A 21,406-nucleotide genomic window follows, 5' to 3' on the forward strand; every position below is an offset into this window, starting at 1 on the left:
AATTCCCGATCGGCTCAGGCACCGAGCGCTGGGGCCAGCGCTGCCAGCGTTCGTACGGTCGCCCCGCGGTGCACACCAGCGAACGTGCGGGCGTGCGAGCGCATATCGGCGAGCGCAGGGGGATCAGCTAGCAGCCCGGCCGCGGCCTGCATCAACTCGTCGGCATTCGCCACGCGCCGGCAGGCACCGGCCGCGATGGCGTCTTCCGTCGCCTGGGCAAAGTTGAAGGTATGTGGGCCGACCAGCACAGGCGTCCCCACTGCGCACGACTCGATCAGGTTTTGTCCCCCGAGCGGCAGCAGGCTTCCCCCGACAAAGGCCAGGTCCGAAGCGGCAAAGTACATCGCCATCTCGCCCATCGAGTCGCCCAGCACGATGTCAGCGGTGATCGGGGCGGCCAGCTTGTCGATATCCATCGCACTGCGGCGCTGGACCGAGAAACCCGCGCGCTCCGCCATGGCCGCGACTTCGCCAAAGCGTTGCGGATGGCGCGGTATCAGCAGCAAGGCGGGTCTTGGCGTATCGCCGCCCAGTTGCGCCCAGCGCGAGAGCGCATCCAGCAGAAGCGGTTCCTCACCTTCCCGGGTGCTCGCCGCCGCCAGCACGGCACGGCCGCCGAACGCCTGGCGCAGGCGATGGCCGCGCTCGATGCCCGCTGGCGCCGGTTGCATATCGAACTTGAGATTGCCTGTGATCTGCACCGCTTCGAGGCCAAGGGCCTGGAAACGCTCGGCATCGCCGCTGGTCTGGGCCAGCACGCCGGCAAAGTCCGCATACATGGCCGACGCGGCGCGCCCGAAGCGGGCCGTACGGCGGAAGCTGCGCGGCGACAGGCGTGCATTGACGAGGAACAGCGGCACGCCCGCACGGCGCGCGCCATGCACGACGTTGGGCCAGACCTCGGTTTCCATCAGCATGCCCGCGGCCGGCCGGAAATGCCGCAGGAACCGGCCCACGAGCCACGGCAGGTCATAGGGCAGGTAGCACTGAAGGATGCGCGGCTCCTTGCCGAACAACTCCGCGCCGGTCTGCCGGCCCGTCGGCGTCATGTGCGTGAGCAGCAGCCGGTGCGTCGGATAGGCGGCCAGCAAGGCCTCGACGAGCGGCTGCGCAGCGCGGGTCTCGCCTACGGACACCGCATGGACCCACAGCCATGGGCCCTGCGCGGGAAGCTGTCCGTAAAGGCCAAGGCGTTCGCCGATGTTGCGGACATAGCCCGGCTCCTTGCGCCCGCGCCAGAACAGCCGCAACAAGGCGAGCGGAAGGATGACGAGCCATAGCAGGCTGTACAGAACGCGCAGCATCAGGCCCCTGCCCCGCGTACGCGGCAAGCCGCCTGCCAGACTTCATCGACCGTGGGCACGACACCGTCATCGCCCACGTTGGCGATCCGTTCGGACCAGTACCCTTCGGTCTTCCAGCGCCAGGTGGCGGTATAGATTTCCACGGTCGGACGGCACAGCGCCGCGGCGATATGGACAAGCCCCGTATCCACGCCGATCACCACCTCGGCGCGATTGATCAGCCCGAAGCCCTGCATCACGGAAAAGCGCGGCAACACCTGCGCGCCGGGCACACCGGCGGCGATCTCCTGCGCGGCGCGGCGCTCGGCATCGTTGCCCCAGGGCAGCAGCATGGCCAGACCATCGGCTTGCAGCCGTTGGCCGAGGGCGTGCCAGTTGGCCACTGGCCATTTCTTTTTCGCGCCAGCGGTGGCATGGAAGCACACCGCATAGCGCGCCGGCAATTGCGCCCAGATCGGGTCATCGACGTGCAGTGAACGCGCCGACTCGCCAAAAAATCGCGGCGGCTCGGCCGGTGCCATGCCGGTCAGCGCGGCGCCAAGCAGGCGCGAGCGGCGCACCGAATGCGCCTGGCGCGGAACGCTGACGGGATTCGTGTACAGCAGGCGCGCGGCTGGCTCGTAGCCAGAACCTTGCGTACGGTTGCCAAGACCGATGATCGGCGCGCTGGCGGCCCGAGCCGCCACGCGTGCGACGACGGCGGTTTTCAGCAGTCCCTGGCTTTCGACGACGGCGTCATAGCGCTGCGCGCGCAGCGCATCACGCACCTCGCCGATCTCATGCCAGATCGCGGGTTGCCAGAAGCGCTTGCGCCAGCGCCGCAGCGCAAACGGAATCACCCGCGCCACATCGGGCAGCAGGCGCACCAGGTCGACATAGCCCTCCTCCACCACCCAGTCGATCTGCGCGCCGGGCCAGCGCGCGCGCAGGTCGTGGACCAGCGGCATGTTGTGGACCACATCGCCGAGCGACGAGACCTTGACTACCAGGATGCGCGGATTGGCCGGCAACGCAAACGGCGCCGCTTGCGTCACGGCGTGCGGTGCCGCCGGAGCGGCCATCACCTCACGCATCTGCTCAGAACGGGAGCTTGGCATCAGGCTTTTCGGCCAGGATCACTCGCTTGAACTCGGCCTGGATTCGGGCCAGTGCGGCGTCGTTGTCGGCTTCGAAACGCATCACCACCACCGGCGTGGTGTTGGACGGGCGTGCCAGGCCGAAGCCGTCGGGGTACTCCACGCGCACGCCGTCGATCGTGATGACCTCACGCGCGCCATCGAACTTGGCGTTGGCCTTGATCTTGTCGAGCAGCGTGAACGGTTCGCCTTCCGCGCACTTGAGCTGCAGCTCCGGCGTGTTGTTGGCGTTAGGCAGTGCGTTCAGCACGGCGCTCGGGTCGGCATGGCGCGACAGGATCTCCAGCAGGCGCGCGCCGGTGTACAGACCGTCGTCGAAGCCGTACCAGCGGTCTTTGAAGAACACATGGCCGCTCATCTCGCCGGCGATCGGGGCGCCGGTTTCCTTTAGTTTGGCCTTGACCAGCGAGTGGCCGGTCTTCCACATCAGCGGCTCGCCGCCGTGCTGGCGGATCCATGGGGCCAGCTTGCCGGTGCACTTGACGTCGTAGATCACCTGCGCGCCCGGGTTGCGGCCGAGGATCTCCTCGGCGAACAGCATCAGTTGGCGGTCCGGGAAGATGACCTGGCCGTCCTTGGTCACCACGCCGAGGCGGTCGCCGTCGCCGTCGAAGGCCAGGCCCAGTTCGCAGTCGGTATCGCGCAGGCACTGCATCAGGTCCTGCAGGTTTTCGACGTGGGCGGGGTCGGGGTGGTGGTTGGGGAAATTGCCATCCACATCGCAGAACAGCTCGGTGACTTCGCAGCCCAGGCCGCGGAACAGGTCGCCGACGAAGGCGCCGGCCACTCCGTTGCCGGCGTCGAGGGCGATCTTCATCGGGCGGGCCAGCTTGACGTCGCTGCTGATGCGGTCGAGGTACTGCTGACGCACATCGTACTGGCGGTAACCGCCGGCGCCGCTGGCAAAGTTGCCAGCTTCGATGCGCTCGCGCAGTGCCTGGATCTGCTCGCCGAAGATCGCCTTGCCGGCAAGGACCATCTTGAAGCCGTTGTAGTCCGGCGGGTTGTGGCTGCCCGTGACCATGATGCCGGATGTGGCCTTTACGCCGCCCAACTCGATATTCGTGCCGAAATAGACCATCGGTGTGGCGACCATGCCGAGGTCGATCACGTCCATGCCCGCGGCGCGCAGGCCGTCGACCAGGCCGCCGATGATGTCGGGCCCCGAGAGACGGCCATCGCGGCCGACCACCACGGCCTTCTCGCCGGCTTCGGCCGCCGCGGAACCGAATGACAGGCCGATCAGGCGGGCCACGTCGCGGGTCAGCGTCTTACCGACGATGCCGCGGATGTCATAGGCTTTGAAGATGCTGGGATCGATTTGCATAGCGGGTTCCAGTTTTCAGATTCTGCTGGCCGGTGCCATCCCGACTTGCGGGACGCTCGTCGCGCCAAAGGTGTTATTTTGCCGGATCGCGAGGATAGCCGGCGCTATAATCACGCCGCCGCCCCGGAATGCGCGCCGTTGTGCCGTTCGGCGGCGTGATCGCACTTGCTGATGGGCACCCCGGCCCGGGTCGCGAGGCGAGCCTTTATCTGCCTTTCGACACGGCAATCTCGTTCCCGTTTGCCCGGAATCCTTTGTCAGCCACATCCGCCCACCGCCCGCGCATTGCCTACCTGATCACGAATTCGGAGATCGGCGGTGCGCAGGCGCATGTGGCAGACCTGATGCAAGCTATGCGCCAGCAAGCTGACGTCACCTTGCTGGCGGGCGGGGATGGTCACCTGTTCACCACCGCGCAGTCGGCGGGGATCCCCGTCGTGCGCCTGCGGAAGCTGGATAATGCCCTTTCCCCGGTACGGGCTGTGCAAGCCCTGCGCGAATTGAAGGCGGCACTGCGCCAGGTTGCGCCGGACATCCTCCACACCCATAGCGCCAAGGCCGGCGCACTTGGGCGCGTGGCCGGCCGGATGCTGGGCATTCCCGTGATCTATACCGTACATGGTTTTGCCTTCAAGCCCGCAGCGCCCTGGCGCCAGCGACTGGCGGCCCGCGTGACGGAATGGCTGCTCGCACCGCTGGCCACCCGGCTGATCTGCGTAGCTGATGGCGAGCGGCAGCTCGCGCGGGCCCTGCCGATCGCCAGTTCACGCGTGTGCGTCATCCGCAATGGTCTGGCAGACGTGGCGGAGGGCGCCAGCCCGGGCGCGCCGCTCCGGCGCATCGCCATGGTTGCGCGCTTTGCGCGCCCCAAGCGGCCTGACGTCCTGCTGGAAGCGTTCGGGCAGGCGGGGCTTGCTCAGTGTGAACTGGTCATCGCCGGCGAAGGGCCACAACTGCCCGCCATCCGGGCCCGGGCGCAAGCCATGACCGCGGCGCACGTGGAATTGCCGGGCAGTATTCATGACGTCCCGGGCCTGCTGGCGTCCGCGCAAGTCTTTGTGCTGGTATCGGACCATGAGGCGTTTCCACTGTCGGTGCTGGAGGCCATGCGGGCAGGCCTGCCCGTCATCGCCAGCGATTTGCCCGGCATCCGCGAGCAGCTCGACGACGGCCTCTGTGGCATCCTGCTGGAAGACAATGAGCCGCAAACCCTGGTGCGTGCGTTGCAAGCCCTGGCCTCCGACGCGCCGCGGCGCAAGGCGCTTGGGCGCCTTGCGCGCCTGCGCTGGGAACAGCAATTTGGTCTGGCGCGCATGATCCAGGCCACCTGGGCCGTCTATCAGGACACGCTCGCCAGCGCGCCGCGCTACCGGGCGTCCGCACGACAACGCCATGCACAAAACTGACAGCCTGCGCCGGCCCCCGGCCGCCCGCGCCACCGGCTCGGAAACCATCCGACGCGCCAGCCGCATGCTGGCATGGGCCCTGTTCGGGCTGCTGCTGTTCGGCATGAACATCGCCCTCGCCGAGCTGGCACAGCGCGCCGGCTTCGTGACCTACGTCTTCAACCGCACGCTGCTCTGGTCAATCGCCCCCTACTTGACGGCTTTCGTCCTGCTGCACCGCTCCCTGCACCTGCCCGCCATGGAAGGCAACAGCCTGGCAGGCTTGGCCGCCACCCTGCCCTTCGCGGCCTTGCTGTTCGTATTTGCCGGCTTCCATATCGAGTACTCGCGCGGCGCCTTCCTGCTGGCGTACTTCACCACGCTCGCCTGGCTCTGGTTTGGCTACCGGCATTTCGTGCGCAACTATGTACCGGTCTTTGGCTACACGGACGCAGCCGCGCTGGCGCAACTCGAAGCCGTGCTGGCCATGCCCGGCGCCGCGCCAGCCGGCCGCACCCGATTCCAGCCCATCAGCTCGCTCGCCGAAGCGGTGAATTGCGACGGCCTGATGCTCGACCGGAATGCCGCCGCCGACCCCGAACGCACGCGCGCGCTGGCACAGTTCAAGCTCAGCCATGTCCGCATTTATTCAGTCGAGCGCGTTGGCGAGATGCTGACCGGCCGCGTGGGCCTGGCGCACATCGACGAGAACTTCCTGGATGATTACGCGGCGCATTACTTCTATGGCTACCTGAAGCGCGTCATCGATATCGGCACGGTTCTGTGCCTGGCGCCGCTGGCGCTGCCGCTCGCACTGGCCGTGGCCGCGGCCATCCGCCTGGAATCGCCCGGACCGGCCCTATTCCGCCAAGTGCGGGCGGGGCTGCTGGGCAAGCCCTTCACCATGTTCAAGTTCCGCAGCATGGCTGTGGACAACTCGGGCAGCGCGCAGTTCGCGGCACGCAAGGACCCCCGCGTGACGCGCGTCGGTCGGTTCATCCGCAAGTACCGGCTCGATGAAATTCCGCAGCTTTGGAACGTGTTGACAGGCGACATGAGCCTGATCGGTCCGCGCCCGGAACAGATTCCGATGGTGGAGGATTTCGAGCGCACCATCGCCTATTACCCTTATCGCCACCTAGTGAGGCCGGGCCTGTCCGGTTGGGCGCAGGTACAGCAAGGCTATGTGGGCACGCGCGAGGAGACCGTGACCAAGCTCAGCTACGACCTCTATTACGTCAAGCATTGCTCGTTTGCGCTGGACCTGTTGATTGCAGTGAAGACGATGCAGACGATCCTGACCGGCTACGGTGCGCGGTGACAGTACGAGCATCGACTGGCGTTCCCACACCACGGCCCATGCGAATACTGCTGCTTTGCACCGGCCTCAAGATGGGTGGCGCGGAGCAACAGGTTGCCGGGCTCGCCCGGCAATTCCTGCGCGACGGGCATGCGGTGGCGGTCGTAAGCCTGACGGCGGGACAAGAGGTCTCCTTGCCAGAGGGCGCAATCGTCGTGAACCTTGGCATGCGCAAGCATCTACCGTCCTTTGCCCTGGCGCTATGGCGGCTGAACCGCTTCGTGCGGCAATGGCAGCCTCACATCATCCACGCCCATATGGTGCACGCGAACCTCGCGGCACGGACCCTAGCAGCACTGACCAACGCTCCGCCCGTGCTGTGCTCCGCGCATAGCGCTCGCGAAGGTGGACGCGCGCGCATGCTGGCCTATCGCCTGACCGATCGCTGGGCGGCGCTGACCACGCATGTCAGCGAAGCAGCGCGGCAGGCAATGATCGCGGCCGGTGCCGTGAAGCCGGGGCGTATCCGCGTCATGCCCAACGGCATTGATGCCGCCGTCTTCCATCCGGACCCGGCACGGCGGCTGGCCACGCGTGCGGCATTAGGCGTGGCCGCAAGCACGCGAGTCGTGATCAATGTCGGCCGTCTGGTACCCGAAAAGGCCCAGCACGTCCTGATCGAAGCCTTCGAGCGGCTGGCGCGCAAAACTGATTCCGCTGCGCCGGCAACGGACGTGCGCCTGTTCATCGTCGGTGAAGGTCCGATGCTTGGTGAGCTGCAGGCGGCTATCCGTGGGCATAAGCTCGAAAGCACGGTCACACTGCTGGGCATGCGCCACGACGTACCCGCCTTGCTGAACGCAGCTGATGTTTTCGCCTTGTCCTCGCGGATCGAAGGCATGCCGGTGGTCATCGGGGAAGCGCTGGCGAGCGGCTGCGCGGTCATCGCCACTGACGCGGCGGGCGTAGCCGAATTGCTCGGCGAGGCTGGCGAAATCGTCCCCCGCGGTGACATCGCGGCGCTGGCCAATGCACTTCGCCACGCCGTTGCGGCCGGTGCGGGCACGCCGCAGGAGCAATCGGCCCGCCGGCAACGCGTTCTGGACAGGTTCAGCTTGGAGGCAGTGGCCAGGCAATGGGTGGCCTGCTACGCAGAACTGGCCGGCGTAGCAGCCAGCCCGATACCGGAGCCTGTCCGATGAAACGGCAGGTCGCGGGCAATCTCGCGTGGATGCTGATGGAGCGCGGCCTGCAGGTCGGGGGCGGCATCGGCATCGTGGCCATGCTGGCACGCGGGCTGGGGCCTGAAGGGTTCGCGCATTTCCAGTATGCGCAGGCGGTGGCGTACATCGCGGCATCGGTGGCGCTGATCTGCGGCGGCGAGGTGGTTATTCCGCGGCTGGTGGCAAATACCGATCCGGTGGCGCAGCATCGGTTGGTGGTGCATGCGTTTGGATTGCGGTTTGGGGCGGCGGTGCTGGCGTATCTGATGATTGGCGCCTTCATGCTGATCACGGGGCAAGGACCGGAAATCTGGGTACCGGCGATGGTTCTCGGTATCGCGGTCCTGCTACGCGAGCCATCGGGCATCGTTACAGCCTGGATGCAGGCCCATACGCGGTCGCGCCCAAACGCCGTGATTAATATCACCTCGCTGGTTGTCAAGGCAATCGGCGTCGGATTGCTTTTCTGGATGGGTATCCAGAGCGTGCCGGCCTATGCCACGGCCATCGCAATGGAGGCGGTCCTCGCCGCCCTGATGCTGGCACTTTTCTATCTGGCCCAAGCGCCCAAGACGCGTGTCGCAGTCGATGCCGGACTAGCGCGAGAGTTGTTCAGGAATGGCGCGCTCTTTTGGGTGAGCTTCATGCTGATGATGGGTTCGCGGCGCGTGGATCAGTTATTGCTCAAGCCTCTTGTCCCGTTGTCCGAATTTGGCGCCTATGCGGCCACCATGCAGGTGCTGGACAACTTCGTGACCGTGGCCAGCATACTGGCTGCGGGCATCGCGCCGATCTATGTCTATGTACAGCCGACGCTGGCCATGGCCCGGCGAAATATCCTGCGAATCGCGCTTGGCATGGTGGTCATTGGTGCTGGCGGCGGGATCATCATTGCCGCGCTTGCGCACTGGATTATCCACTTGCTCTATGGTTCGGCGTTCGCGTCCGCGGCACATCTGCTGCAGCTTGCGGCGCTGGCGTCCAGCCTGGTATTTGCGGACGTTGCGCTTACCCTGCTGCCCGTCTACATGCGCCGGCCCCAGCTGATCGCTATCAAGTGGGGCATAATGTTTGTCGCCACCGTCGTTATCGACATAATTGCCATTCCGCGCCTCGGTGCCCGCGGTGCGATCCTTGGGTATGCCGTGGCTAACGTGCTCGCAATTGCGTTCGGCATCGGTCTCTGGTTACGTCGGGAGCAAAACTCACCGGCACCGCGCGGGGCAAAAGCATGAGCGCAGGCTGCCATATTTGCTTCCTGACGGGAACGCTGAATGCGATGGCAGGAGCGGAGCGGGTGACGGCGGTCATTGCGAATGCGCTGGCCGATGCAGGCTACACCGTCAGCATTCTCAGCCTGTGGGATGAACAGAGTTGTTTTGCGCTGCATCCTGCCGTGCGGCATGAGGCGTTGTTCGCGCAACGTCCGTCGTTCAAGCGGATGTATCTTGCGACCGTCGCAGGCATTCGCCGCTACTGCCGCGAGAGGAAAATTGACGTACTGGTGCAAGTCGACACCATGCTAGCGCTGTTCGCCCTGCCTGCCACCATCGGACTGGGTGTTGAGCATATTGCATGGGAGCATTGTCACTTCGACGAAGACCTGGGGAAGCGGGCCCGAAGATTTGCACGTCGGCTGGCCGCGCACTATTGCAAACATGTCGTGGTGCTCACCGAGCGGGACCGGCAACGTTGGGAAGCAGCGCTGCATCCGCGCAGCCATGTTGTTGCCATTCCCAATCCCCTGCCCTTTCCGTATCCGGAAGAGCCGGCGCCGCGGACGAGCAAGACTGTGTTGGCGATGGGACGGCTGGTGCATGCCAAGGGATTTGATGTACTAATTCGGGCCTGGCAGCGCGTGTCAAGGGAAGCGCCTGATTGGAAGCTAGTCATCCATGGGGAAGGTGAAGAACGACCAGCGCTGACCTCGCTGATTGAAGAGCTTGCGTTGCAGGATAGTGTCGGCTTGCCTGGGATCTGTGAGGATGCTACGGAGGCTTATCGCGGAGCTTCGATCTTTTGCCTGAGTTCGCGGTATGAGGGGTTCGGGTTGGTGTTGATTGAGGCGATGGCGTTTGGGTTGCCGATTGTATCTACGGATTGTGAGAGCGGTCCGAGGGAGTTATTGGAGAATGGAGTAAATGCGGCGATCGTGGCAGTGGACACCTGCGAAGCGCTGTCTGAAGGGTTGTTGTATGTGATTCGAGGTGGGGGTGAGATTCAAGAGATGGCGGCAAGAGGAAAGAGAAGGGTCGTGGTCTACGCTTTGCCAAGCATAGCCAGAAGGTGGAGCTTTCTACTGCCTCGCATATGGGATTGAATGTGCCCTCCCTTTGCCCTGGGATATATCAATTCTGCCTCCCAAATAAATCCAGACAGCAAAGCGCACCCCAGCCGAATACAAGGCGACTTAGTTGTGTCCATCTCAGCGACACGAGAGGAAAAATCAAGCCAATGACAAAAGTAACAGGAGAATTCTTCTTTTTTATCTTCGCCGGGACCGTCGGATTTTTGGTCGATACCGCCGTTCTTTACCTACTTAAGGATCATATCGGTCTATATTGGGGCCGTGTCGTCTCGTTCCTGTCCGCGGCAACGGCAACGTGGATCGTAAACCGGACCATCACATTCGCACGACACGGCTCGGGGCAATCCTTGCTTCGCGAGTATGCAAGCTACCTCGCGTTGATGTGCGGTGGAGGCGTAGTGAACTATGCTGCCTATGCCGTGGCGATTATGCTCCATGGCGTGGTGATCGATTACCCAGTCCTTGCAGTCGCGATCGGCAGCTTGGCAGGTATGGGGGTTAACTTTTTGACAACGAAATACTTATTGTTCAGGAAAGCGCGGTAACAGTAGGGGCCTCCGAACAGCCTCGTTCTCAAGAGTTGGCAGGCACCCTAGCGCCCCTTGAATCACTTCACCCTTGAGCCTACCGCACAGATTCCGAGCCGTGTTGCGGCCGGGAATCGGCTCTCACCGCCGCGATCAAGCGTGACGGCCCTCCTCTCCAAGATTATAATGAATGACCATTTGACAAAGCACACGCTTCCCTAATGTGCTGAGCGCCGAGGAACTCCAAGAATGACACCCTTCCCAGTTTTTCTTTCTGTCGTGTACACAATGAAAAACCAGTCCACGCAGATCGAAGATATTTTACGAGACGCCGCCGAGCGCGTCTCGGCCCTGGTTAGCGATTACGAATTGATCGTTGTGGACAATGCATCCACGGATAATAGTATTTCTATTCTGAAGGAACTCACCAGCGAGCGTGGCTTGGCCAATTTGCAGGTTTATGCACTCACCAAGGAGGTTGACACTGATACAGCCTCATGGGTGGGCCTGGAAAATGCTTTAGGAGACTTCGTGGCGGTTATCGACCCTCTGGTAGATGATATTTCCTTTCTCCCGGAGATGATGGAGAAAGCCGCAAGCGGCGTCGATGTAGTTTTTGCACATAATCTAGACAGGCCACCACAAAGCCTGATCTACAGAGGCGCCTTTTCAATCTTTAATTCCCTTTATAAGTCGTTCAACGGCATCCATTTAGCCAAGGAAGCACCTCAGTATCGGCTGCTTAGCAAGAGGGTAATTAATTTTATTCTTCAGCATCCGCAACCCGCGGTGACCTATCGTCACCTGCCGGCCACAGGAGGTTTCGCACGCGTAAACCTTGATTACAGCTCCACGCCGCGCAGTTCGCACCCCAAAAAACTTGGCGAAAGCATCGACCGAGGCATGCGATTGCTCGTTTCCACGACACGAGCCCCCATGAGACTGGTTACGACGCTTTCTCTATTTGGCGCCATTTCCAATTTGCTTTACTCAATATATGTGGTTGCCAGCGGGCTGTTCAAGGCAAATGTCGCACCAGGATGGGTCAGCCTATCGCTCCAGCAGTCGGGTATGTTTCTTCTTATCTCCATAGTTTTGTTGGTTCTTGGCGAATATATCCTACATGTCGCCAAACTTTCCAACGATGGCCCCTCCTACTATATCGGTCAAGAGTTTACCAGCGCTCGAATGACGCGCCGTGAGAAACTCAATATCGAAGAATTGGTGTCACATAAAACTACCTCTATAAATTCCAGTCGAGTTGCCGGATGACGAGCACCGGCAACAACTGGGAGGCGATCATCATCGGCGGAGGATTCTACGGCGCCGCAATCGCGATCTATCTGGCCAAACAAAAAGGTCTAAAGCGAATTCTTCTTGTGGAACGGGAGCAGAAATTGCTATCCCGTGCTTCCTACAACAATCAAGCACGGGTACACAACGGCTATCATTATCCACGCAGCTTTACAACGGCATACCGAAGTCGAATCAATCTCCCCAGATTTGTGCGCGATTGGCCTGAAGCGGTCAGACGAGATTTCACCAAACTATATGCGATTGCGCGCCGTAACTCCAAGGTCACGGCAAAGCAGTTCGAACGTTTCTGCCGTGAAATAGGAGCGAAAACCCAACCTGTTCAGCCGGCGCTGCGGGCTCTTTTTGAGCCTCGCTTGATCGAGGAAGTCTTTCAGGTTGAAGAGTATGCCTTCGATTCAACTAAGCTGGCGATTTGGGCGGATAAGGAACTTCGCGAAGAAAACATTCAGGTTCGCCTGCGAACAAGGGCAACTGGGATTTCCAAAAGCATACAAGGGGGGCTATTGGTCGCCCTGCAAGATCCCGAAGGGCTAACTCATATCGAAACCACCCGCTATGTTTTTAACTGTTCCTACAGCGGCATCAACCAATTGATTGGTGACTACGCTGGCACTCGGACCGGCTTAAAGCATGAAATAACGGAGATGGCGCTTATGAGGATGCCGCCACTTCTGCGCGAAGTCGGCATTACAGTAATGGATGGGCCCTTCTTTTCGACGATGCCCTTCCCCGCCCGGGACCTACACACACTCTCGCACGTTCGCTACACCCCCCATATACACTGGAGAGATGCGCCGGGGCTGGATCCATATGGGAAGCTGGCATCTTATGAACGCGAAACACGCGTAGATAGAATGGTAAGGGACGTTGGCAGGTATCTGCCCGCGATCTTGGATGCAGAGTATGTCGACTCGCTCTTTGAAGTGAAAACCGTACTGGTTAAGAACGAGGGCGATGACGGAAGACCCATTCTTTTCGAGACACACCCTGGCTTGGATGGGTGTTTTTCAGTACTGGGCGGAAAGATCGATAATATATATGACGTTCTTGAGAAACTCGATCAGGAAATCTTGCAGCCCAACTAATCCAGATGCATGAAAAAAATGAAAAGCACGGTTGACATAACAATACCCATACTAAATGAGCAAGATACTCTCGCCGTCCAGGTGCGTAAAGTTGTCCACTTTGTAGAGAGTGAGCTCGCGGATATTGGTACCATTCGGATTGTACTCGCAGACAATGGCTCGACAGATGGCACTCCAGCCATCGCACGGGCGCTTGCGGAAGAATTCCAAATGGTTCGCTATCTGCGACTCGAGGAAAGAGGAGTTGGCCGCGCACTTAAGGCATCCTGGTTGAAGTCCGGAGCGGAGATTGTGGGATACATGGATCTCGACCTTGCAACGGACCTGCGTTACCTGCGCCCAGCGTTGGAAGAGCTGTGCGCCGATCGCTCAGATATCGTTACGGGCTCCCGGCTCGCCAAGGGGGCTCGCGTGATTGGTCGCTCGGCATTGCGCAATTTTACGAGTCGCAGCTTCAATATGATCGTAAAGTGCGTCTTCCAGACGACTTTCACTGATGGCATGTGTGGCTTCAAGTTTCTCAAGCACGGCGGACTGGCGAGGTTGATGGCTGCTGGTGCGCAGAGCGATGGCTGGTTTTTTGCCACAGAGATTCTGGTGACCGGCGACTATCTGGGCTATCGGATTAAGGACCTGCCGGTCGAATGGACGGATGACCCTAATTCGAAAGTTAAGATATTAAGGTTGTCTTGGGAATACCTAAAGGCCATGAAGCTTCTTCGTAGTCGCCTGCCGAAGCGCGCAAAGCTGATCTGAGATGACCACCAAGCCAGATAACAAGCTCCTTATACTTGGGACCGCTCTTTGGGGATGGGGCGTAAGCCGCGACCATGCTTCAGAGATGCTCGATTATTTCCTATCTCAAGGAGGATCTCTAATCGACACAGCAACCAATTATCCAATAAGCAACAATCCCGGCCATCTTGGGCTGGCTGCCAATTGGCTAGCGGATTTTATGGCCTCTCGCGGAGGTGAAGATGGAAGGGTTCTCCTTAAACTAGGCGCCCGAGATAACTCAGGTAGCGACAACGTCGACCTGAGCCGAGACAACATTCTTCGGACCGTGAGCTATTTTCAGGATAAACTGGGGAATTTCCTTCACGGGATATCTATTCATTGGGATAACAGAGGTGACAACGACCACGACGTAGCGCTTATCCAACAAACCGTTGATGTGATGCACGAATTGTTGGACACAGATTACGACATTGGATTATCTGGAATCCGGCATCCCGATCTTTATTTAAAAGCGGCGCCCGATTTGAGTTCCAAATGGTGCATTCAGGTAAAGGAGAACTTTCTCTCAGATTCCGCACGTCGCTCGTATGAAAAGTATTTCCCGTTGGCTCGTTATTTTGCCTACGGAATAAATATGGGTGGCGTAAAGATCGAATCTGAGTCTCAGCACGGCTCCCTGACGCTGCGGGCGATTAGGCGACCAGACGAACTCGTCGAAAAGATTTCTGTACTACTGAAATCAAACCACGGATTTTTACCCCGCCCCAAGAACATCAATGAATTAGCGCTCTTCTGCAGCTATCATAATCCAAATTTGAAAGGGGTAATTATCGGACCCAGCAATCTGGATCAGTTGATTTCGACGATTCAGTATTGGAGACAACTGGAATCCGAGTCGACGCTCATCGATCTTACGAAGCTTCAAGAACTGAAATCGAACCTTCAGAAGTAAGTGGCTTTCATCCCTAAAGCCGCAAATTCTTGGGATTGCCAACCGGCTTAAGATAGCAAAGATCTTACGCGACGTGGCATGTCCGAAAAAAAGAATGAATAAAGCTGTTCCGCTGTGCGGCAGTGTCGGTGGTGCTTCCCTAAATCCTTTGCTGAGAAGTTTTGCTTTGGACCCAAGCCATCAAGCGACGCCCGCCCCACTGCTTTTTTTGATTCAAGGATTTTAAACGATGACCGAAAGAACGCTGGAATTTAGCCAAACACAGCGAAGGCTAGTCTTCCTTATTTTTGTTATCGGATTAATCGCAAAAGGCAGCGCTGTTTTTCGCGGATTATCCGTGGACGATTATCTATACACTACCGGAGTTACGCCTTACGACATTGATAGCTTCGCCACCCAGGGCCGCGTTATTATGGCATTTGTTGTGTGGCTGATCGACTCGTTGGGGGCGAATGTAGCAGATCTTCAATTTTCATTCGGATTGCTAACGATATTCCTTCAATCGGTCTTTGTCGTTTCAATGTTTCGCTTTATCGGCATCGCGGAACTGCCCGGTGCGGCTCTGTTCGGAGCCCTAATTGTTACACATCCATATCTTGCGGAAACACTGACCTTCCGCATGGTGCTTCCCGGGTACTGCGTTGCATTGTTGTTTTCCATTCTAGCGCTGGAGATGGCAGCCCGAAGTCCTGCTTCCCTCATCAATGGAATTCTATCTTGCGCAGCAGTGCTCGGGATGCTATTTACGTATCAGGCTTTCCTGAATTACTTCGCAATAGCGATAATTTTTACATTTGCTTTTGGCCGTCTTTTCGACGATGCCAGGGTTGACGTTTTAATAGGGCGAAGCACCTATCTTGCACGTGTTACTACCCTCACAGTTGTTAGCACAATATCGGCGATAATTTTTCTCCTCGCTCTAAGTTTATCCAAGTATCTCGGTTTGATTACCCCCACGGGTAGGGCCAACTTCCTGGACCGCGGCAGTGTTCATGCACGCATTTGGGAGGTTCTCGCCTTGTTTCAGAGAGTTGGATGGATGGACGAACCGATCGTTCCAGGTTGGGTGAAGGCTTCCATCGCAGTTCTTCTAATATTGGCTATATGCATTATATTCCGACGAATTCTGAATTCAGAGAATTCGGCTTCCCGCTTGAAGGATGCCAGCATTGCGCTGCTAGCTCTTTCCCTTTTAGTTCCCTTAGCACCAGGAATTATCATCGCATTCAAGGATTGGTGGCCTGTCCCTCGCGCCATCGCCCACATTCCTTTTGCAATTGGCATCCTATTATTGATCGCCAACTCATTTCTACAAAGCTCGAAAAACTATCTCGCACGCATTGCGATCAAATTCCCCGCATTTTTCCTCGTATTTGGCTTTATTGTAATTAACAATCAAATTTTCTCCGATCAGCAGCGACTCAACATCTGGGATCGCATGCAAGCGAACCGCATTATTTACCGCTTGGAGGCGATACCGGAGTTCAAGAGCGTTCGATATATATTCCTGGAGGACGGGATTTTCAACTATCCCGCACGACTAAGGACGCTTCAGGGTGATATGAATATGTCCGCCTTCTACCCCGGTTACTCAACGCGTCTTTTAACAGAAGCTTCTGGCTACACTTTCGAAAATGCCACGAAGGACCAAGTCACGGTCGGCAAGGAATATTGCCGAAAGAATCATCCATGGCCGCAAGCTGACGCGGTAGCAGTCGTTGGGGATTTAGCCATTGTTTGCCTCAAGCGCTGAAGGCTCTACCGACGGATAGGCAGCGCCTGTTACGAACATGCGCATCCGTCTGGGCTTGTCATCGAATGTGGCGGCGTGGCGGTTGTTTCGATGGCAAGCTCGAGTATGACGCCCTACATGCGGCGCGCGTCAAGGTAGATGTCGCCTCATTCATGCAGCCAAACGCTGGTTTTCCGCGCCTGGCTTGATACAGGTGGGCACGGCAATCTCGAGCTCGGGGTTGAGCGTGACCGTCCCGATTGGCGACCAATCTCGCGTGTGGCGCGACCAGCGACGCGGGTTGCTCTCTCGGGCCTTGGCGTACAGCTCATGGCGCGCGGCGAGAATCTTTTCATCTTGTCCGGCAAGGCTCTGTGCCGGACTCACATAGCGGATGCCGCTGTGTCGATGCTCGTGGTTGTACCAGTGGACGAAGTGCGCCGCCCGGGTACGCGCCGCAGTCAGATCGGCAAAGCCCTTGGACGGGAACTCCGGCCGGTACTTGGCCGTGCGGAAGAGGCTTTCCACGAAGGCATTATCGTCGCTCACCCGCGGACGCGAGTACGAAGGCTTGACGCCCAGCCAGTGCAACATCGCCAGCACCGTGGTGGCCTTGAGCCTGGCACCATTGTCTCCGTGCAACACCGGCTTGGCCGCCATGGCATGAATACCCTCGGCCAGCGCCGTACGCTTGTCGAGATGCGCCGCGTGGTCGGCGTCGTCGCGATCATGGACTTCGAAGCCCACGATCTTGCGGCTGTACACGTCCAGGATGAGGTACAGATAAAACCAGCGCCCGGCGACCTCGGCCGGCAAATACGTCATGTCCCAGCACCACAGTTGGCGCGGCCCCGTGGCCACGTGCGTGGTGGGCGGACGGCTTTGGCGCGGTGCCTTGGCGCGTCCTCGATGGCGGGTCTGCCCATGGGCACGCAGCACCCGACCGAAGCTCGATTCGCTGGCCAGGTAGGCACCCTCATCGGCCAGCATGGGCACGATGCGCGCCGGCGGCATGTCGGCGAAGCGCGGCTCGTTGGCAACGGCCAGAATGCGTTCGCGTTCCTCGATGCTCAGCGCGTGCGCGGGCGTGCGCCGCTCGGCCTCGGGGCGGCGATCGCCGACCACCAAGCCTTCGTGGGCCTTCCAGCGTTGCAGAGTGCGCACGGTTATGCCAGCTACCTCGCACGCCAGGCGCAGGCGAGCGCCGCCTGCATGCGCGGTTTCGATATGGCGGACCATCGTGTGGCGATCTTCCAGGCCGATCATGCGTCCTCGTCCTTGTCCTTCGGGAAGATGCCCTCTAGCTTTTTTGAGAGTATCAGCAGGGCGGCGGCTTCAGCCAGCGCCTTCTCCTTGCGGCGCAGCTCGCGTTCGAGTTCCTTGATGCGGCGCCGATCGGCCTTCGCCTCGCGAGGGGTGGCGCGCGCATCCTCGGGCTCGCCAGCGCCTGCGTGGCGGCAGCACGCCACTGCTCCAACTCCTGCGGATACACACCGTTCTCACGGCACCAGGCGTTCTTGCTGGCCTCGTCCATCGCAGCCGTCGCCAGCACCGCCTCAAACCTGGCGGCCGCTGTCCATGCCCGCTCGCGAGCGGGCATGGACATAGCGTCCGCACGCCAGCGCTCCAGCGTGGCCACTGCCACACCCAGTTCCCTTGCAACCACTTCCACCGCCGCACTCTCCGGCGGTAACAACCGCGCTACCGCCCGGTCCTTGAAATCCTTCCCGTAACGAGCCACTTCTTTCTCTCATCGCCCCCAGGGTTCAAATTCTATCGGGGCGACATCTATTCTGCCGCGGGGGGCATGCGCTACGGCTTCAGCAGCCTGGCGATGACCGTGAACGTGCAAGGCGAATGTATCCCGAGTCGTCTCCAGCAGAATTTAGCGAAGACTACTTTGGACGCAAATTACTGGGAGGAGTCGCACTCGGCCGGAAGAACTTCCTGCACTTCGGCTCCGACAGTGGTGGAAAGTGTGGCGCGCCGCGGTCTATACACTTGTTGCGCCAGCCAAGCTGAACGATCTCGATTTCGATCTTGAAGCTTACCTCCGACACGTCATTGCTCGCATTGCCGAACACCCCGTCAATCGCGTAGCGAACTACCGCTATGGGCTGTGGCGGATTAGGTTAGAGTGCAGCCTGAAAGTATCCCCTCGTCAAGAACGCTGATTGTCTGACGGTTACGGACATGTTGTAACTCCGGAAATAAAAATGCCAGCACGCCGCGGGCACAAAAGAACCACCCGAAGGTGGCTAGATAGAACTTTCAGTGGGCTAGTGCATTCGCGTGGCTATCACGCCGTCGTGCCTTGGTTTTCCAAGATAGGCATCGCTGCTCGATGAGTTGCCATGATGCGGCTCCACATAGCCACGATGCAGGGAGAGCGATTGCCGCCATCTTGTAGGGGCCAGCACTTGGCCACCACATATGAATCAATTGCTCAACCAGCCAGCCGTAAAGATAGATCCCATAAGAATAGTCTTGCACGAACTTCGGGATACGAATCTTCTTGGCGAAAGCAATCCAAAACGCGCCATAGGCAATCGCCGCGCCGCACGCCAACTCGTAGCTCGTTGTGCGATACGATAGTGCAGCCACCACCAGCAGCAACCCCATCACTTGACCATTCAGTGGGATTGAATCCCGATTGATGTAGAACAGTGAACCTGCCGCGAAGAATGCAGCCACCCGGAGATGATTAGGATTGCTCCCAACCAACAGAATATGCTCAGGGAAGAGCGCCGTCGCGAGGATCAGCCCGACTACAGACAAATTCGCAGCCTTTCGTGTCGCTATGATGCCAAACGTACCAAACAACGCAACGATCAGGTAGAGTCTCGCCTCTATTCCAAGCGTCCATAGTGTTCCCGCGCCAACCAACGGGAACCGACTTTCCATGAATATCCCGGGCAAATCAGCCGCATACGAATATAACGACGCGTTCTTGATGAAGAAAACCCGCGTCGTAGCGGAGACAAAATAGTCTGTCATCGACCAACTCGTGACTATCGGACCAATCACCAGCGTCAGAATGACAAGGAAGACAAGAAGCGCCGGAAACAGGCGAAGCGCCCTTGACCTCGCGAACGAGGCCAAGTCGCGTCGCTTGTCATAGCTGGCGAACACCAGAAATCCGCTAATCACAAAGAATATGTGTAGCCCAATATCGCCAGAGTAGCGGTAGCCAAGAAACTTGCTAACTACATCGAAGCAGCCTTCACAGGGTGCAGCCATTGCAAACGCGTGGCCGTACACCACAAGCGAGGCGGCCAACAGCCGTAGAAACAGGAAATTATTCTCGGAGTCGCGTGCTCGCGCTCCAAATGAGGCACCCAGCGTGGACATTGATTCACTTTTCGGCGTTTTTCTTGGTGCGATTCTATCGCGGGGTGCGCCCCTTGCGCCCCTAATAGCGTGTTACCGGCCAGATTTCGAGAATCAAAGAGCCTCCACGGTCATGCTAGTTGGACGGTTGAATAGGATGGGAGCCGCAGCGCGTAATCGACAAAGGACTCGCCCGGCATAGCCTCTAGATATGCCACCTTCAGCAATTATGCCGGACAAGCTACAGAACGAACAGACGCTCGCTTTGCCGTTCTGCAGAAGATTTGCAGTTGGCGCGCAGTGACGCTCCTATCCGCCATCTCCACTCGGTCCAACCTTCACCGGAAACGCATTACAGCACAGACATCGACATGAGTCCCTCTAGCCGGCGCAGCCAGGAAGAGACACTCTCAGGAAACCCGGGCTCCTCTGGAAAATCGCGTAAAGCTTGCCGGTATAGCGCCCATCGGTCTTCGTTCCCTGCAGCACGTCAGGAAGTTGAGTCCAGTCGCTTGCCAAGAGTAGCGCGTCGTGCTCGCGACGCCGCGGCAACTCTGTCGGCGCCGGAGCATCGATCCATGCTGGCATACAACTCTCATCGGAGCCGCGAACCTTCCTCGGTGGACGCATTGGCCAAACATGGCCCTGAAAACGGCATCGTCCCCGGCACAGCATCGGACGGCCACAACCAATCCGGGACGCGCCATCTCCTCCACTGGAGCCCCCCTGGGAAGTCGATGAGGGATTCCACGGGATGTTTCTTCGATCTTCTCGTAGCCGTTACTTCCAATAATCTAAAAATCCCTGCTTTAATAGGTAGTCCTCTTTACCTTCTCTATTATTCCCCCGATCGACTATTTCCTTGATTTCTTCAAATGGTCGCTTGAAGAAAAGCCACAGACGGGATTCAACATCATATATGGAACATTGATATCCCCATTGACGGAATAGCACCTCCATACTCTTGTTTGTAAAAAGAGAGCAATGAACTGGAAGCAGATAAAACCACTCAGGGTCCGCGGGGATTTCTTCACGAACCAAGGTATGCAAACCCATCACCCCATTTGGAGAAACAAGCGCGTTGATTGCATCCAGATCTTCTCGCCTTCTTAGATGCTCGAACACGGATGTGGAAATAACGAAGTCGAACGTCCCGGCAATGGGTGCAGTCTTCAGAGCTGGTTCAGGACATTCCATATACCGATCGAAATTCAGCAACGTATAGCTACTGACCTTCTGCAATGCGGCGGATAGCTGACCACCACCGGCGGCATAGTCGATCCATGCTCGCTCTGTGGGTATCAGGCCCTGATGTGCGGAATCCGAAATGAACGCCGCTTGCGCATCGATTCTGGCTAGCCACCGCGGGTCGTCTGGATTGTGCTCAAGAGACTGATAGCCTGAATGGTATGCAGCATTCAGAGTGCTCCAACTTTCATCAGACATATCGGCATGGGTCTTAGAATGAACAAAGCCGCAATGAACACACCGGAGGTACTCGACATCAGACAAACCGAAGGCTGAGAAACGCTTGCTGAAGTACGGCAGTGATGGGCCGGAGCAGACCAAACAGGAATTATTTTCCATGGGAGACATGAATAATCTAAAGATCGTGGCACTCGATTCAGTGTAACAGGTAATGCCTGCTGACTATTCCAGGACTCTTAAGGCCCTGCCCCCCCGATTTGAACAACTCCGGACCTCAGAACGAGAAGGATCTGACGACACTGACGCAAAAATTG

16 protein-coding genes and 3 pseudogenes are annotated in these 21,406 nt (G+C 58.8%); 12 read left to right on the forward strand and 7 right to left on the reverse strand.

The annotated features are described in order from the left end of the window. Positions 1-14: 14 nt before the first annotated feature. From waaA to ACIGJC_RS11595, 3 genes are read right to left on the reverse strand one after another with little or no spacing between them, the layout of a single operon-like run. Positions 15-1,304 carry a lipid IV(A) 3-deoxy-D-manno-octulosonic acid transferase gene (gene waaA, locus ACIGJC_RS11585; RefSeq protein ID WP_483708948.1) on the reverse strand — a complete coding sequence of 430 codons (1,290 nt, stop codon included), beginning with the start codon at positions 1,302-1,304 and terminating at the stop codon, positions 15-17. Then, positions 1,304-2,401 carry a lipopolysaccharide heptosyltransferase I gene (gene waaC / locus ACIGJC_RS11590; protein ID WP_483708949.1) on the reverse strand — a complete coding sequence of 366 codons (1,098 nt, stop codon included), beginning with the start codon at positions 2,399-2,401 and terminating at the stop codon, positions 1,304-1,306. The genes waaA and waaC overlap by 1 nt, the downstream gene beginning before the upstream one ends. Continuing rightward, positions 2,382-3,767, reverse strand: coding sequence for a phosphomannomutase/phosphoglucomutase (locus tag ACIGJC_RS11595; protein WP_483708950.1), 1,386 nt, complete (start codon positions 3,765-3,767; stop codon positions 2,382-2,384). Before ACIGJC_RS11595 ends, waaC begins: the two co-directional genes overlap by 20 nt. Before the next feature lie 254 nt (positions 3,768-4,021). On the opposite strand from ACIGJC_RS11595, the gene ACIGJC_RS11600 reads away from it, so the two are divergent. From ACIGJC_RS11600 to ACIGJC_RS11650, 11 genes are all read left to right on the forward strand, one after another. Then, positions 4,022-5,173, forward strand: coding sequence for a glycosyltransferase family 4 protein (locus ACIGJC_RS11600; protein ID WP_483708951.1), 1,152 nt, complete (start codon positions 4,022-4,024; stop codon positions 5,171-5,173). After that, the gene (locus ACIGJC_RS11605; protein ID WP_483708952.1) at positions 5,160-6,473 is read left to right on the forward strand and encodes an exopolysaccharide biosynthesis polyprenyl glycosylphosphotransferase; all 1,314 of its coding nucleotides are present in this window, start codon (positions 5,160-5,162) and stop codon (positions 6,471-6,473) included. Before ACIGJC_RS11600 ends, ACIGJC_RS11605 begins: the two co-directional genes overlap by 14 nt. A 38-nt stretch (positions 6,474-6,511) precedes the next feature. Further along, entirely contained in the window at positions 6,512-7,654 is a 1,143-nt protein-coding gene (locus tag ACIGJC_RS11610) for a glycosyltransferase (RefSeq protein WP_483708954.1), read from the forward strand. After that, positions 7,651-8,910 (forward strand): lipopolysaccharide biosynthesis protein, encoded by a 1,260-nt coding sequence (locus ACIGJC_RS11615; RefSeq protein WP_483708955.1) that lies wholly within the window; start codon positions 7,651-7,653, stop codon positions 8,908-8,910. The genes ACIGJC_RS11610 and ACIGJC_RS11615 overlap by 4 nt, the downstream gene beginning before the upstream one ends. Beyond that, the gene (locus tag ACIGJC_RS11620; RefSeq protein WP_483708957.1) at positions 8,907-9,995 is read left to right on the forward strand and encodes a glycosyltransferase family 4 protein; all 1,089 of its coding nucleotides are present in this window, start codon (positions 8,907-8,909) and stop codon (positions 9,993-9,995) included. The genes ACIGJC_RS11615 and ACIGJC_RS11620 overlap by 4 nt, the downstream gene beginning before the upstream one ends. 134 nt (positions 9,996-10,129) lie before the next feature. Further along, positions 10,130-10,528: a GtrA family protein gene (locus tag ACIGJC_RS11625; protein ID WP_483708959.1), complete on the forward strand. Its 399-nt coding sequence runs from the start codon at positions 10,130-10,132 to the stop codon at positions 10,526-10,528. Between the two features lie 231 nt (positions 10,529-10,759). Continuing rightward, on the forward strand, positions 10,760-11,782 hold the full coding sequence (locus ACIGJC_RS11630; RefSeq protein ID WP_483708960.1) for a glycosyltransferase: 1,023 nt from the start codon (positions 10,760-10,762) through the stop codon (positions 11,780-11,782). Then, entirely contained in the window at positions 11,779-12,912 is a 1,134-nt protein-coding gene (locus tag ACIGJC_RS11635; protein ID WP_483708961.1) for an FAD-dependent oxidoreductase, read from the forward strand. The genes ACIGJC_RS11630 and ACIGJC_RS11635 overlap by 4 nt, the downstream gene beginning before the upstream one ends. 9 nt (positions 12,913-12,921) lie before the next feature. Further along, positions 12,922-13,668 carry a glycosyltransferase gene (locus ACIGJC_RS11640; protein WP_483708962.1) on the forward strand — a complete coding sequence of 249 codons (747 nt, stop codon included), beginning with the start codon at positions 12,922-12,924 and terminating at the stop codon, positions 13,666-13,668. Position 13,669: 1 nt separating this feature from the next. Next, positions 13,670-14,602 (forward strand): aldo/keto reductase, encoded by a 933-nt coding sequence (locus tag ACIGJC_RS11645; RefSeq protein WP_483708963.1) that lies wholly within the window; start codon positions 13,670-13,672, stop codon positions 14,600-14,602. Positions 14,603-14,831: 229 nt separating this feature from the next. Beyond that, positions 14,832-16,355, forward strand: coding sequence for a glucosyltransferase domain-containing protein (locus tag ACIGJC_RS11650; RefSeq protein WP_483708964.1), 1,524 nt, complete (start codon positions 14,832-14,834; stop codon positions 16,353-16,355). Between the two features lie 150 nt (positions 16,356-16,505). Here ACIGJC_RS11650 and ACIGJC_RS11655 read toward each other — a convergent pair. Beyond that, positions 16,506-18,075, reverse strand: a pseudogene (locus ACIGJC_RS11655) (IS3 family transposase). Positions 18,076-18,248: 173 nt separating this feature from the next. Here ACIGJC_RS11655 and ACIGJC_RS11660 point away from each other — a divergent pair. Continuing rightward, a pseudogene (locus tag ACIGJC_RS11660) lies at positions 18,249-18,465 on the forward strand (transposase domain-containing protein); the annotation flags it as partial. A gap of 140 nt (positions 18,466-18,605) precedes the next feature. Here the strand turns inward: ACIGJC_RS11660 and ACIGJC_RS11665 are convergent. From ACIGJC_RS11665 to ACIGJC_RS11675, 3 genes and pseudogenes are all read right to left on the reverse strand, one after another. Further along, entirely contained in the window at positions 18,606-19,685 is a 1,080-nt protein-coding gene (locus tag ACIGJC_RS11665; RefSeq protein WP_483708965.1) for an acyltransferase family protein, read from the reverse strand. 331 nt (positions 19,686-20,016) lie between these two features. Further along, positions 20,017-20,106 (reverse strand): annotated as a pseudogene (locus tag ACIGJC_RS11670) (hypothetical protein); the annotation flags it as partial. A gap of 338 nt (positions 20,107-20,444) precedes the next feature. After that, the gene (locus ACIGJC_RS11675) at positions 20,445-21,251 is read right to left on the reverse strand and encodes a class I SAM-dependent methyltransferase (protein ID WP_483708966.1); all 807 of its coding nucleotides are present in this window, start codon (positions 21,249-21,251) and stop codon (positions 20,445-20,447) included. Between the last annotated feature and the right edge of the window lie 155 nt (positions 21,252-21,406).

The sequence above is a fragment of the Cupriavidus sp. C3SS-1 genome (assembly GCF_057073755.1).

Excerpts from the sequence above, each read along its gene's own strand:
- waaA (WP_483708948.1), bottom strand. The coding sequence starts at position 1,304 with ATGCTGCGCGTTCTGTACAGCCTGCTATGGCTCGTCATCCTTCCGCTC.
- waaC (WP_483708949.1), bottom strand. The coding sequence starts at position 2,401 with ATGCCAAGCTCCCGTTCTGAGCAGATGCGTGAGGTGATGGCCGCTCCG.
- ACIGJC_RS11595 (WP_483708950.1), bottom strand. The coding sequence starts at position 3,767 with ATGCAAATCGATCCCAGCATCTTCAAAGCCTATGACATCCGCGGCATC.
- ACIGJC_RS11605 (WP_483708952.1), top strand. The coding sequence starts at position 5,160 with ATGCACAAAACTGACAGCCTGCGCCGGCCCCCGGCCGCCCGCGCCACC.
- ACIGJC_RS11610 (WP_483708954.1), top strand. The coding sequence starts at position 6,512 with ATGCGAATACTGCTGCTTTGCACCGGCCTCAAGATGGGTGGCGCGGAG.
- ACIGJC_RS11615 (WP_483708955.1), top strand. The coding sequence starts at position 7,651 with ATGAAACGGCAGGTCGCGGGCAATCTCGCGTGGATGCTGATGGAGCGC.
- ACIGJC_RS11620 (WP_483708957.1), top strand. The coding sequence starts at position 8,907 with ATGAGCGCAGGCTGCCATATTTGCTTCCTGACGGGAACGCTGAATGCG.
- ACIGJC_RS11625 (WP_483708959.1), top strand. The coding sequence starts at position 10,130 with ATGACAAAAGTAACAGGAGAATTCTTCTTTTTTATCTTCGCCGGGACC.
- ACIGJC_RS11630 (WP_483708960.1), top strand. The coding sequence starts at position 10,760 with ATGACACCCTTCCCAGTTTTTCTTTCTGTCGTGTACACAATGAAAAAC.
- ACIGJC_RS11635 (WP_483708961.1), top strand. The coding sequence starts at position 11,779 with ATGACGAGCACCGGCAACAACTGGGAGGCGATCATCATCGGCGGAGGA.
- ACIGJC_RS11640 (WP_483708962.1), top strand. The coding sequence starts at position 12,922 with ATGAAAAAAATGAAAAGCACGGTTGACATAACAATACCCATACTAAAT.
- ACIGJC_RS11645 (WP_483708963.1), top strand. The coding sequence starts at position 13,670 with ATGACCACCAAGCCAGATAACAAGCTCCTTATACTTGGGACCGCTCTT.
- ACIGJC_RS11650 (WP_483708964.1), top strand. The coding sequence starts at position 14,832 with ATGACCGAAAGAACGCTGGAATTTAGCCAAACACAGCGAAGGCTAGTC.
- ACIGJC_RS11665 (WP_483708965.1), bottom strand. The coding sequence starts at position 19,685 with ATGTCCACGCTGGGTGCCTCATTTGGAGCGCGAGCACGCGACTCCGAG.
- ACIGJC_RS11675 (WP_483708966.1), bottom strand. The coding sequence starts at position 21,251 with ATGGAAAATAATTCCTGTTTGGTCTGCTCCGGCCCATCACTGCCGTAC.